13 protein-coding genes are annotated in these 12,170 nt (G+C 67.3%); 9 read left to right on the plus strand and 4 right to left on the minus strand.

Annotated features, from left to right (window positions below):
• Positions 1 to 43: 43 nt before the first annotated feature.
• From Sri02f_RS04035 to Sri02f_RS04045, 3 genes are all read left to right on the plus strand, one after another.
• Positions 44 to 1,066, plus strand: a complete 1,023-nt coding sequence (locus Sri02f_RS04035; RefSeq protein WP_108999646.1) for an SEC-C domain-containing protein — start codon at positions 44 to 46, stop codon at positions 1,064 to 1,066.
• Between the two features lie 117 nt (positions 1,067 to 1,183).
• Positions 1,184 to 1,615, plus strand: coding sequence for a very short patch repair endonuclease (locus Sri02f_RS04040; RefSeq protein ID WP_108999647.1), 432 nt, complete (start codon positions 1,184 to 1,186; stop codon positions 1,613 to 1,615).
• Between the two features lie 104 nt (positions 1,616 to 1,719).
• Positions 1,720 to 4,797, plus strand: a complete 3,078-nt coding sequence (locus Sri02f_RS04045; RefSeq protein ID WP_167467486.1) for a DEAD/DEAH box helicase — start codon at positions 1,720 to 1,722, stop codon at positions 4,795 to 4,797.
• A 14-nt stretch (positions 4,798 to 4,811) separates the two neighbouring features.
• On the opposite strand, the gene Sri02f_RS04050 is transcribed toward Sri02f_RS04045, so the two are convergent.
• Positions 4,812 to 5,471 carry an ATP-binding protein gene (locus Sri02f_RS04050; RefSeq protein ID WP_108999648.1) on the minus strand — a complete coding sequence of 220 codons (660 nt, stop codon included), beginning with the start codon at positions 5,469 to 5,471 and terminating at the stop codon, positions 4,812 to 4,814.
• Between the two features lie 204 nt (positions 5,472 to 5,675).
• Here Sri02f_RS04050 and Sri02f_RS04055 point away from each other — a divergent pair, with 204 nt between their 5' ends.
• The 3 genes from Sri02f_RS04055 (at position 5,676) to Sri02f_RS04065 (ending at position 7,652) form a co-directional block, all read left to right on the plus strand.
• The gene (locus tag Sri02f_RS04055; protein ID WP_108999811.1) at positions 5,676 to 6,521 is read left to right on the plus strand and encodes a helix-turn-helix domain-containing protein; all 846 of its coding nucleotides are present in this window, start codon (positions 5,676 to 5,678) and stop codon (positions 6,519 to 6,521) included.
• On the plus strand, positions 6,521 to 6,721 hold the full coding sequence (locus tag Sri02f_RS04060) for a DUF397 domain-containing protein (protein ID WP_108999649.1): 201 nt from the start codon (positions 6,521 to 6,523) through the stop codon (positions 6,719 to 6,721). The genes Sri02f_RS04055 and Sri02f_RS04060 overlap by 1 nt, the downstream gene beginning before the upstream one ends.
• Before the next feature lie 190 nt (positions 6,722 to 6,911).
• A complete protein-coding gene (locus tag Sri02f_RS04065; protein ID WP_108999650.1) occupies positions 6,912 to 7,652 on the plus strand; it encodes a DUF6879 family protein in 741 nt (246 codons plus the stop codon).
• A gap of 70 nt (positions 7,653 to 7,722) precedes the next feature.
• Here the strand turns inward: Sri02f_RS04065 and Sri02f_RS04070 are convergent, their stop codons facing one another.
• The gene (locus tag Sri02f_RS04070; RefSeq protein ID WP_108999651.1) at positions 7,723 to 8,382 is read right to left on the minus strand and encodes an HAD family hydrolase; all 660 of its coding nucleotides are present in this window, start codon (positions 8,380 to 8,382) and stop codon (positions 7,723 to 7,725) included.
• A gap of 213 nt (positions 8,383 to 8,595) precedes the next feature.
• Between Sri02f_RS04070 and Sri02f_RS04075 the strand changes: the two genes are divergently transcribed.
• Together Sri02f_RS04075 and Sri02f_RS04080 are read left to right on the plus strand one after the other, a co-directional pair.
• Complete coding sequence (locus Sri02f_RS04075) at positions 8,596 to 9,255, plus strand: RNA polymerase sigma factor (protein ID WP_108999812.1); 660 nt, start codon at positions 8,596 to 8,598, stop codon at positions 9,253 to 9,255.
• On the plus strand, positions 9,252 to 10,379 hold the full coding sequence (locus Sri02f_RS04080) for a CU044_5270 family protein (protein WP_174855576.1): 1,128 nt from the start codon (positions 9,252 to 9,254) through the stop codon (positions 10,377 to 10,379). Before Sri02f_RS04075 ends, Sri02f_RS04080 begins: the two co-directional genes overlap by 4 nt.
• A 104-nt stretch (positions 10,380 to 10,483) precedes the next feature.
• On the opposite strand, the gene Sri02f_RS04085 is transcribed toward Sri02f_RS04080, so the two are convergent.
• Complete coding sequence (locus Sri02f_RS04085) at positions 10,484 to 11,059, minus strand: hypothetical protein (protein WP_108999652.1); 576 nt, start codon at positions 11,057 to 11,059, stop codon at positions 10,484 to 10,486.
• Between Sri02f_RS04085 and Sri02f_RS04090 the strand changes: the two genes are divergently transcribed.
• Complete coding sequence (locus Sri02f_RS04090; RefSeq protein ID WP_108999653.1) at positions 11,058 to 11,360, plus strand: hypothetical protein; 303 nt, start codon at positions 11,058 to 11,060, stop codon at positions 11,358 to 11,360. The two genes, Sri02f_RS04085 and Sri02f_RS04090, sit on opposite strands and share 2 nt — an antisense overlap.
• A gap of 322 nt (positions 11,361 to 11,682) precedes the next feature.
• Here the strand turns inward: Sri02f_RS04090 and Sri02f_RS04095 are convergent, their stop codons facing one another.
• On the minus strand, positions 11,683 to 12,168 hold the full coding sequence (locus tag Sri02f_RS04095) for a DUF2247 family protein (protein ID WP_159106660.1): 486 nt from the start codon (positions 12,166 to 12,168) through the stop codon (positions 11,683 to 11,685).
• Positions 12,169 to 12,170: the final 2 nt, after the last annotated feature.

Consider the following 12,170-nt stretch of genomic DNA (forward strand, 5'->3'; position numbering starts at 1 on the left):
AGATATCTCTCTTTCGTCAGCGGGCGGCGCTACGGTGTCATCCATGCGCCCCGACACGCCTGCCGAGAACGTCGACCACACCGCCGAAGCGGCACGCCTGGAGCGGACCGCCGGCCTGTATCCCGAGGACGCGGAAGCCCTGCTGCTGCAGTCCGCGGCCCACCTGGAACTGGCCGGCGACCGCCCCGCCGCGACGACCCTGTACGACCGCCTGCTGTCGTCTTCGGACAGCCTGGAGAACCCCCACCTGATCCGCGCCCTGAAGGCCGCGAACCTGTGGGAGTACGGCCACGAGGCCGAGGCCCGAGCCATCATCGACGGCATCCGGGCCGCCGCCCCCCGCGACCCGGCCCCCTGGGTGATCGTCGCCGAGTCCCTGGAGTCCCACGACGAGCTGGAAGCGGCGCAGAAGACGTTCACGGAGGGCGTGACCCTGCTCCTCGCGGACGTGCCGGAGCCCCCGCCGCATTCCTCCCACCCCCTCCTCTTCGGCCGCCACCGCGTACGCCGCATGCTGGGAGCCGCCCACGACGACTGGGACGTGCTGGCCGACACCCTCCACTCCTCCCCCGTCCCCCTGGACGAGCTGCACGACCCCAAGCGCGTCTGGTCCCTGGGCTCGGACAACCCGGCCGAACTGCAGGCGGAGATCTCCCGCCTGCGCGCCGAGCTCGGCACCTACCGGGAGGAACTGTCCCGCCCGTTCCCGGTGGCGGTCCTGCACTGGCCGACGGGCGAGTTGGCGGAGCTGGTCGGGGCATACCCGACGCTGTCCGACGAGTACCCCTCGCACGAGGAGCACCTGGCGACGATAGAGGCGTCCCTGCGCGAACTGTCCGCCTCGGGCACGCCCAACCTCGGCATCGTCACCGGCACGGTCCCCTCCTACGAAGCCTTCGCAGCCTCGGAGGCCTCGTCCCCGGCGGACACGAACCTCCTCCCGCAGTACGCGACGACCTTGGCAGCCCGGGGACGGGCTGTGGGGTGGCCGCCGGAGCGGGGGGCGGGGTGCTGGTGCGGGTCGGGAAACAGCTATGCAGCGTGCCATGGGGCTGCAACGGTTTGAGCCCGGAGCCGTGGTATTCCGGGCAGCAGGGCGATCATCCACCGTGACCACATGCATCCGTGAGGCTGGACGACAGTGAGCGGCGTGACGCCTTCTTCTCCCGGCGTCTCGGCCCGCATGAGCAGGCAGGCGAGCAAGGACACCGGTGTCGAGCTGGCCGTACGACGACTGCTGTACGCGACCGGTATGCGCTACCGCGTGGAGTACCCCGTCCCCGGCATGCCACGACGACGGATCGATGTGGCGTTCCCCCGGGCGAAGGTGGCAGTCCTCATCGACGGCTGCTTCTGGCACGGCTGTCCGCAGCATGCCACGCACCCCAAGTCGAACGCGGAGTGGTGGCGGACCAAGCTGGACCGGAACATGGCACGGGACCGGGAGACGACCGAGCATCTCACCACCCTGGGGTGGACGGTGTTGAGGTTCTGGGAACACACACGGCCGGAGGAGGTCGCCCGGACGGTGCGCGCCACGGTCGACCGCAGAAGACGCCTCTCTCCTGCCCTGTGTGCGAACGTTCGCCCTCCCGACGTCAGTGGCCCCTGTTAGAACTGGTCACGGCAAACGGGCGATCGAGGGGGCCAAGCGTGGTTCAGCCAGGGGATCTGTCACAACCTGTCGCGGGTGTGTACGAGGAGCTCATCACCGTAGGTATGCAGGCCCGGATCGACCAGCTCAACGCGGCTGGTTGGAAGCCGATCCACGCAGAGGTCAGCTCTGAGTCGTCGCCGCATGTACTGGCGCGCTACATCGGCGAAGCCGTGGGGCGACGGTTGAGTCAGCTCCCCCATGACCGGCAGGTCGCGGCGGCGAACCAGATCATGCAGTCCTTGGTCAGGAGCGCGCCGGATCCGGGCGTTGACGAGGCGGGGACCACCATCGTCGACGGTCCTCGCCAACTCCTCGCCCTGGCTCAGCAGGAGGCTCCTGGCGTCTACTCCATCAGGCCCTTGACTCCCCTGTCCGAGACCGCATTGATCACCAACGCACCGGATGATCCGAGCCTGGGAGCGGAGTTGCGAGCCGAGCTCGCCACCGCTGACCGCATCGACCTGCTTTGCGCGTTCGTGAAGTGGTACGGAATAAGGGTCCTTGAGGACTCGCTCCGCGCGGCCAAGGAACGTGGCGTCCCCATCCGGGTCATCACGACCACCTACATCGGCGCTACCGATCGCCGCGCGCTGGACCGGTTGGTGCGGGACTTCGGCGCTGAGGTGAAGGTCAACTACGAGATCAGGTCGACTCGCTTGCACGCGAAGGCTTGGCTGTTCCGGCGGAACACGGGCTTCGACACGGCATACGTGGGCAGCTCCAATCTGTCGAAGGCAGCCCTGCTCGACGGTTTGGAGTGGAACGTACGTCTGTCCTCGATCGCCACCCCAAGGGTCCTCGACAAGTTCGAGGCGACCTTCGACGCCTACTGGGCCGACACGGCCTTCGAGTCGTACGACCCCGACCGCGACGGCGAGCGTCTCTCTGAGGCACTCGCACAGGCAGGCGGCACCGGGGCGGCCGAGGGACTCAAGATCAGCCTCTCGGGCCTTGCGGTGCATCCTCTCCCACACCAGAAGGACATGCTGGAGCGTCTCCGTGTGGAGCGTGATGTTCGTGGCCGCAACCGCAACCTCCTCGTCGCAGCGACCGGTACGGGAAAAACCGTCATGGCCGCTCTGGACTACCGGAGCATGCGCGACGACCGCCGTGGAGAGCTTCCCCGCCTGCTCTTCGTCGCCCACCGAAAGGAGATTCTGAACCAGTCCTTGCGGACCTACCGAGAGGTGCTCGACGACGCCTCCTTCGGCGAGCTCCTCCACAGCGGCAAGGAACCACGTGACTGGACACACGTGTTCGCCAGCGTCCAGTCGCTCAACCTCCAGCGGTTGGAGAAACTCGACCCCGAGCACTTCGACGTCATCGTGATCGACGAGTTCCACCACGCCACCGCGGAGACGTACCGGCGGGTAATCGAGCACTTCAAGCCCGTTGAACTGCTGGGCCTCACCGCAACTCCGGAGCGCATGGACGGGCGCAACGTTCAAGATGAGTTCTTCAACGGAAGGATCGCCGCCGAGCTGCGGCTCTGGGAAGCCCTAGAAAACGACCTACTGTGTCCCTTCCACTACTTCGGGCTTCCGGACGGAACGAATCTCGCCCGTCTCGATTGGCGTTCTGGCACCTACGACCGGAATCAGCTCGGCGATCTCTACACGGGTGACGAGGCGCGGGCGCGCATCGTCATCAAGCAGGTCGAGGACAAGATCTCGGCTCCAGCCGCCATGCGAGCGCTCGGTTTCTGCGTGACCAAGGCACACGCGCATTTCATGGCGAAATGCTTCCGCCGGGCGGGGTTCGATGCGGTGGCCCTCGATAGTGACTCCAGACCCGAAGTTCGAGAGCGGACACTCGCCGACCTCAAAGCCGGGCGCGTCCAGGTGATCTTCTCCGTTGACCTGTTCAACGAGGGCCTGGACATCCCCGACGTCGACACCCTCCTACTACTACGCCCCACCAACAGCGCGACAGTCTTCCTCCAGCAGCTCGGCCGGGGTCTGCGCCGGACACCAAACAAGCCTGTGCTTACGGTGCTCGACTTCATCGGGCAGCATCGAGCCGAGTTCCGCTTCGAGGAACAGTTCCGGGCTCTGACCAACCTCTCCCGCAACCGTCTCGTCGACAGCATCGAGCAGGACTTCCCGCAGCTGCCGTCCGGCTGCCAGATCATTCTGGAGGGCAAGTCGAAGGACCTGGTCCTCGCCAACATCCGCACACAGCTCAAGGCCACGATCACGACGTTGGCCAAGGAAGCCAGGGACTACGGCACCCCGCGTCTCGCAGACTACCTACGTGAGAGCCGACGCGACATCCAGGAGCTGTACAAGAGCGACAACTCCTGGACCAAGGTTTTGCGTAGAGCAGGGTTCATCCGAGAGGAGGCACCGCAAGGTGAAGCAGAACTCCTCAAGCGCGTTCATGCCTTCCTTCACGTCGACGACCCGGATCGCATCCACGCGTATCTAAGACTGCTCGCCGAAGACCCTCCGGACTACGACTCTCTATCTGCGGGGGAGCAGGCATATGCCCGCATGCTCTTCTTCAACCTGTGGGACAACGCGGGCGGTTTCACCAGCTACCGACAGGGCCTCGAATCGCTGCGCTCCCAACCCGTGTTGCGGGACGAGCTTCAGCAGGTCCTGTCCTACGCCCTCGAAGCAGCGGACCACTTCCCCCTCCCGCTGGAAGGACCTCTCGCCGGCGCTCCCTTGAAGATTCACAGCTCCTACAACCGGTCCGAGATCCTCTCGGCGTTGGGAGTGGCCCATCTGGGCGGACAGATGCCGAGGGACTTCGGGCAAGGAGTGCGATGGGTGGAGGAGCTCAACACCGACGCCCTCCTCATCACCCTGGAGAAGAACGAGCGCGACTTCTCCCCCACAGTCCGGTACAAGGACTACGCACTCAGCCCAACTCGCTTCCATTGGGAATCCCAGAGCACCACTCCGGAGAATTCCGAGACAGGGCTGCGCTACCAACAGCACGCCCAGCGGGGGAGCCACGTCCTGCTCTTTCTGCGTCGCTACAAGCGCAACAGCATCGGCAAGGCCGAACCGTGGATGCTTCTGGGACCGGCGACCTACGCGGGGCACACAGGCAGCAAGCCCATGGCGATCACCTGGGAGCTGCATCACGAGCTTCCTGCCGACGTGAACTCCTACGCCTCGATCACGAGCTGATACCCCACCTCCGCTCAGGCAGAGAGGTGGGCTTTCCCCTCGAAGTGCATCTGGGCTCGGTCCAGGAGGTCGTCAGCGTCGCGACCGTGTGTATGAAGCCAGTGAAGTAGGTCCGCGATGATGTCGATCGCTGCCGCCTCCGCCCGGGCCAAGCCCAGCCGGGGCAAGGCCGTGGTCGTCCCGCTCGAAACCGCCTCCGCCCCGTACAGGCCCAACAGCCCTTCGGCACTGCTCAGTCGTGGCGTGCCTTGCTTCGAGACGTGGGAGCATCGCTCTGCCGCCAACTCGCACCACGTCACTTTGCAGTCCCCGCGAAGATCAACGCCCCAGCGCACCGCGGTCGCGTCGACGAGTGCCATCCCACGGCCCCCCTCGGAGTCAACTCCGCCCTGGAGTAGGACGGGTAGCGCTTGAGTGTCGGGGTCTTGGATCTCAATGCGCAGGTGTGGACCGTTCATGGAGAGAGCGAGCCTGGTGGGCGTACCCGCACCGACGTGCGCAAGCACGTTGGACACCAGCTCGGTGACACACAGGTTTGCGTCCTCGACCACCTCAGGCAGCCCCCACAGCCGCAAGTGAATGCGCATCAATCGGCGGAGGGCGGCCACCTCCTCCGGCTCCGCCACGAAGTCGAGACTCCACGGTTTTCTCTGCGCGTGCTGGTCGTTGTGCATCGAGGCAAGTCCTTCCCGTAGGGCTACAGTCGCCCAGTGCGACTGGAGGCACACTGAGGGTTGCATTGGAACTCTCAAAATGGAACTCTCACAACGGGCGACATGGGAGCGGGGAGTCCATGGACACGCCCCCGGCGCACGCCCCCTTGCCCTCGCACTCCGCCGACCACGACGATCTGACCGATCAACATGAAGGGCCTGAACATGGCAGTCGGACCCACCACGCGCAGGCGCCAGCTCGGTGCCGATCTTCGGCGCCTTCGGGAAGCGAAAAGCCTCACCCTCGAAGAGGCGGGCTCTCGCGTGGGAATCTCCAAGGCGACTCTGAGTCGCTATGAGACAAAGGAGGGCACCGTCAAGTGGCCAGCGGTTGACGCCCTATGCCGGGAGTACGGTGCCTCTGACGAAGAACGCGCCGCCTTGGTCGAACTGGCCAAAGGGGCAAAAATTCAAGGGTGGTGGCGATCACTCGCTGACCCCATCCCTGAGTCCATGAACCTCATGCTCACCCTTGAGGACGAGGTCGTCCGCGAGGATCACTACGCGTGCATGTACGTCCCTGGACTCCTCCAGACGCGCGCCTACGCCGAAGCTGTGCACCGAGCCTCCGAGGCAGGGTGTTCAGAGCGGGAAGTCCAGCACATGGTCGACATTCGCATGAAGCGGCAGGAGCTCCTGGAACGCGCCGAGCCACCTCACCTCTGGTGCGTCATCGATGAGGCAGCCCTACGACGCCGAGTTGGCGGCAGCGAGATCATGCACGAGCAGTTGCACCACCTGCTCGGCGTGTCCCAACGTCCACATGTGACGGTCCAGGTGCTGCCCTTCGCCAAGGGGGCTCATGCCGCCGCAGTGGGCAGCTTCGCCGTCCTGCGAGGCCCGACTCCGGATCTGGACGTGGTGTACGTGGACCTGATCGGCGGTGGGCTCTTCATGGAAAAGCCACAAGAACTGGCACGCTATAGGTTGGCGTTCGAATACCTCAGTGCCCAGGCGCTCGACCTGGAATCCTCAGCGGAGCTCATCGACCGCATACGCATGGAGTCCTGATGACCTCGCCCCCGACGCCCCGGTGGTTCAAGTCCTCCTTCAGCGGAGGCAGTGGGACCGAGTGCGTGGAGTGCGCTCGGAGCGGAGCGGCCATCCTCGTACGCGACTCCAAGCGCGAGGACGGCCCCGTCCTAGCCATCCGCCATCTGGCTTGGCAGTTCTTCGTGCATTCGCTGCAGTGGGAAGTGATGGAACAGTAGGGAAGCAGTGTGCGCTTGGTGACCGAGACCCGCGCGGTGCCCGGGTGAACTCTCTGTTGAGCCAAACGGAACGAACGTTGCGCACAATCTCAGCCTGCTCCCCGATACGCGCAATCCGCTGCAATCCTTGGGTGCGTCCGGTATCGCCCACGCATCCTGGATGTCCGGCAGCCGCAAACGGAGGGCGAGCATGACACTCAGGTTCCTCGGCACGACCAGTGACGACGGTGACTGTCCCACCCTGTACGACATCGAGGGGACGGACGAGATCCTTGTTCAGGGCGAACGGGAGGCCGACCCGGAACACCTCGCCCAGTTGCGGGACGTCAAGGAGTCGGAGACGTTCGTCCGGGTCCCCCGCAGCCTCCTGACCTGCTACGCGCCCAAGAGCGAAGCCCCTCGGCTCCAGCCCTTCGCCTCCACCTCCGGGTTCTTCCGGGACTTCAGGCACACGGCCTGGCGCCTGGAGACACGTCGTGGCTACGCCTCCGACCGCACCAGTCCCAAGTGGGGCCGCTTCCTGGCCGGGGAGAACATCGCCGATGATCCGGACAACGCCTGGCGAGAGAACGTCCGAGTGCAGACAGCTCTGGGCAAGCGGTTCGAGCGGGTGCGACTGGTCGACGAACCCCTCACGCAGGGACAGGGGTTCCTCCTCGCGAGCGCGCCCGGCAATGTCGCCGCGGGCGAGGACATCCGCAACCTGACTCGCGGCCAGGCGCAAGAACTGCGGCTGCCCGACTACGATTTCTGGCTCTTCGACTCGAAGATCGTCGCTCGCTTCGCCTTCGACGACGAGGACACCACTCTCGGCGTGTACGTCACCGAAGAGCCGGCCGAGGTCCTCGCCGCCTGTCAGGCCCGCGACGCCGCCTGGCACCACGCTGTCCGCACCGAAGAGTTCGCGGGGCGGGTACGTTCCACCGTGTGAGCACGGACTACCAGACCGCCCAGCCCAGTACGGACCGTGGGCCACGTGCATACTCGTCGGGGCGCGACCGTCAGCGCTCTCCAGCGTTGAACTTGGCGATCTCCTCCGGCAGTTCCGCCAGCGAATCGATGCGCATCGTCGTGATCACGTCCGCGTCCGGGTCGCGTTGCTGGATCGTGCCCCAGGGGCCGCGCCGGATGAGGGCGGTCAGGAGCCCCGCCTGCACGGCAGGGCGGATGTCGTTGTCGAGCCGGTCACCGACGTAAAGGATCTCGACCGGCTCGGCAGGCGTCGCCTCGATGACGTGCTCGAAGAACCTCACGTCCGGCTTCGACACCCCCCAGTCGTCACTGGTGGCGATCATGTCGGAAGGAAGGTCCAGGCCCCGCAGCAGACCGCCGGCCCGCACAGTCTGGTTTCCGGCGATGCCGACCCACAGCCCTGCTTGACGGAGGGCAGCCAGGGTGGGCCGGACGTCCGGGTAGAGATCATCCTCGCCAAACCACTCCGGCTTCCCGGCAGCCGCGCGCTTCTCCCGCTCCTCGGTCAGGTCGAACCCGGGCCGGAACTCCTGGAACGTCTCCCGGTAGTCGCGTCCCTGCGCGATGACCGCCCCGAACATCGCCGCGAAGGTGTGCCGTGGCACCCCCAGCCAGTCCGCCCAGGTCCCGTACTCCCGGCTCTCGTCGACAAGACACTCGCCCACATCGAATACCACCGCACGAATCATTCTCCGCAGATTAAACGGTGGGGACGGCGGGCGAAGCAGCGCCGTTGGGACAGCAATGGCCTCGGTTCTGGGTAATACGGGCGGGGAAGTGCGCAGTTCGAGGTGGCTGTGATCCACGCCACCGGAACCGCTTCCCCCGTTCGGAGAGGTATCTGTGTGAGGTCCAACGGAGAGAGTGAAGTGGCGGCGGGCGGGGACGATGGCGGGGACCTGTTGCGGGGGCGGGTTCGGCGGGGGGAGCGGGCTGCGTTCGGGGAGCTCTACGAGTTGTACGCGACCGCCGTCTACAACCATGCCCTGCGGCTCACCGGTGACTGGTCGGCGGCCGAGGAGGTCATGTCGGAGACGTTCCTCGCCGCCTGGCGGGGACGGGAGGACGTGGCCGTCGAGGGTGGTTCGTTGCGGCCCTGGCTGTTCGGGATCGCCACCAACAAGGCGCGCAACGCCGACCGGAGTCTGCGGCGGCGGCTCGCCTTTCTGGCCCGGCGGGCGCCGGGGGCGCAGGAGGTCGACGACTTCGCCGAGGACGTCGCGGGCCGGGTGGACGACGCCCGGCGGCTCGCCGACGTGCAACGGGTGCTCGGGCGGCTGAGGCGGCACGAACGGGAGGTGATCGCGCTGTGTGTATGGGGCGGGCTCGACTACGCACAGGCCGCCGAGGCGCTCGGCGTTCCCGTCGGGACCGTGCGGTCGCGGCTGTCGCGGGCGCGGGCGCGGCTGCGGGAGTTCGTGGAGCGGGAGGAGCGGGAGGAGCGCGAGAGACGTACGTCGCATTCCTCGCATACGGGTTTTATGGAACCGCGTTCCCGTCGCGGAGAGGTAGAGAGTGAGACCGCGTTCGCGGTCCTGCCCCTTCAGGAGGAAGCCCGATGAACGCCACTCCGGCCGGATCCGAGCAGGGTGAGCGCGCGGAACTCGACGAACAGGGTGAGTTCGGTGAACTGGCAATGCTGTTGCCGACCTCGCCCGTCGAGCAGGTGCTGCCTCCCGGGCGTCGTTCCCATCACAAGGACGTTCTGATGCAGCTCATCGATCGCGACAGCCGTGACGACGCGGAGGGCGCCCGCCCGCTGCCGAGGCCCCGTCGGCTCTCCCGGCCGGCCCGGTCCGCTCTTCTCGCCGGGGCCGTAGCCGTCGCGCTGGCGGCCGGGTTCACCGTCGGCATCGGCGCGGGGCGGCACGGCGGGGGTGCGGACGCCCGGGCGGGCGCGCCCGGCACGCCCTCCGCCGGCAGCCGCAGCGCCGTCGTCACGCTCGACCGGATGGCCGCCGTCGCCATGAACACCGATGTGCAGCCGGTGCGGGAGGACCAGTTCGTCTACGTCCGCAGCCGGGTGGCCGAGAACGTGGGCGAGTGGGGGAAGCCCGTGAAGCTCGGGCCGCTGCACGAGCGGCAGGTGTGGTTCTCGCAGCAGCAGGGGCCCGTGGTCGACGTCGGGCTGATCCGGGAGGACGGGCAGGACTGGCCGATCGAGGTCGGGGTGCCGGACGGCACGAATCCGAGGGACTCCGCAGTACCGGCCGGCGTCCAGCGGCCCACCTACGCGTGGCTCGCCTCGCTGCCCACCGAGCCCGGGCACCTGTTGAAGCGGCTCTACCGCGAGACCGTCGTCGAGAAGGGCGACGACCGCGACCAGGAGGTCTTCAACCGGATCGGGGATCTGATCAGGGAGCAGATCATGCCGTCCGCGACGGCCGCCGCCTTCTTCAAGGCCACCGCCCGCATCCCCGGCATCACGGAAGTGGACGACGCGGTGGACGCCGTCGGACGGCATGGCATCGCCATCGCCCGGGAGGACGTCCGACACGGCACCCGCACCGAGTGGATCTTCGATGCGCGCACCCTGGACTACCTGGGCGAGCGCACCGTCTTCAGCCGGGACACCGAGCGGGCCAGAGCGGGGACGGTCTCCGACTCCGCGGCCGTGCTGGAACGCGCCGTCGTGGACAAACGAGGGCTGGAGCCGGGCGAGCGCCGCCGCGCCGGGCGGAGCTAGCGCACACGTCTCGCAGCGGCCGCACGGACCTTCCTCGTGCGGCCGTGCTCGGCGAGGAAGGCGAGGGCGTGGACGGAGGCGTCCGGGGCCTCGACGAGTCTGCGCTAGAGCCAGTCCGAGGCGGTGGTGAGGGCGGCGGTCATGGCCTTCCCGGGGGTGGCCGGCACAGGGGTGGTTGGCAGGGGGGTCCCGGCCCTCGGGCCGGAGGGGGTGGCAAGGGCGCGGAGGAGGGTCCATTCGTTGAGGCGGGTGGTCAGGAAGGCGTCCTCACCCACGGTCTCCCCCATCACCTTCGTCCAGGCCCGCCAGCTCTCGTCGTCCGCGACGGTGGCGCGGGGGAACGCGGTGGCCGTTCGGTCCAGATGCCGGACCACCGCCGAGCGGGCCATCGTCGCGTCCTCGTCGGCCAGGACGCGACGGACGAGGGACGTCTCCTCGGCTGCCGGGACGCGGGCGAGGGTGTCCAGGTATGCGGCGAACCTCGCGTGCTCGGGGGGTTCGGCGCGGTCCGGTGGGGACTGGTCGTCGGCGTCCTCGTGGGTCGTGCCGTCGGGTGTGCGGTGGGTGGGCAATGTGGGGTCCTTTCCCGCTCGGGGGACGAGGGGCGGTCGGCGGGCGGTGGGCCGGGGCGGGTTAGCCTCGTCGGTGAGCTTGATGATCAGGGCGAGGAGACAGACCATGGCGAAGGTTCCCAGTGCGGTGATCGCGGCGGGCGGGCTGGTCGGAGGGTACGGCGTGGCCCGGTGGACGAGGCAGCGGCCGCTGGGCGGGGTCGTCCTCGCCGTCGCGGGGGCCGCGGCGGCGCAGCGGTGGCGGCAGCAGGCCGGCGGGGTGGCCGCGGGGGCGCTGAGCGTCGCGTACGTCGCCGCGTTCGCCGGGTCGCACCCGCTGTCGAAGAAGGTGGGCCCGTGGCCGTCGGTGTTCGGCGTGGCGGGGGCCGTCGCGCTGGCCTCGTGGGCGGTCGCCGACCGGCGTTCCTGAGACGCCGCTCGGCGGGGTGTACCGGGACCCTCTGCAGAGACGTTCTGCCGAGCGACGACCTCCGAGCCACCCACCGCGGCCTCACCCCGCGGCGTCCGGCGCATCCAGGCTTCAGTCAGTCGCCGACCTTCCGGTGGAGGTGCAAACGCCGACGCCAAAACACGTGGTAGGCCAGCCATTGCAGATGGTCCACCGCGACCTGTCCCGCGCAGAAGCCCCGCCAGGCGTCACCTGGCGGGGCTTCATATGTACACAGGCACTACTGTGCGGAACGAAGCATCCTGCCGGAATTCCCGCGGGATCCATCGTGACCCGCCGGTACTCACCGTCGCCGGTACAGGTCCTCCGAGTACCTCAGGAACGACTCCAACCTCTCAGCCATTCCTGCGAACCCCCCCTTACCTCCAGGAGGGGGAGGCATGTATTTCACGAAGCCCTCCATCTCCTCAGGGTACTCAAAGTCCGCATACAACTCCTCAATGGCGTCGAACAATTGCTGATCACTCAGGCCGCTCTGACGGAGCCAGGCCAACGAGAGATAGATCCACACGGCGGACAGTTCGTGAGGGTCACCCAAATCCTCGGGCGGAAGGTCCGGAAGGTCCCCGGACCGGATCTCCTCCGACAGTGCGAGCGCCCACCTTTCCTCCACCTCGAGCAGCGGGCGGCCGGCCTGCATTTTGTGCAGGTAAATCTGGACGACGGAAGGATCGTCCAACCACCCCCAATGCTTCCCGTAAGCGACTTCTCCGGTTGTCAGATCCACTCGTTCCACAATGAAGCTGCCGGGGATCTTGAACTTGGCCATCG

It is taken from the genome of Streptomyces rishiriensis, assembly GCF_003112535.1.
GTDB lineage: Bacteria > Actinomycetota > Actinomycetes > Streptomycetales > Streptomycetaceae > Streptomyces > Streptomyces rishiriensis.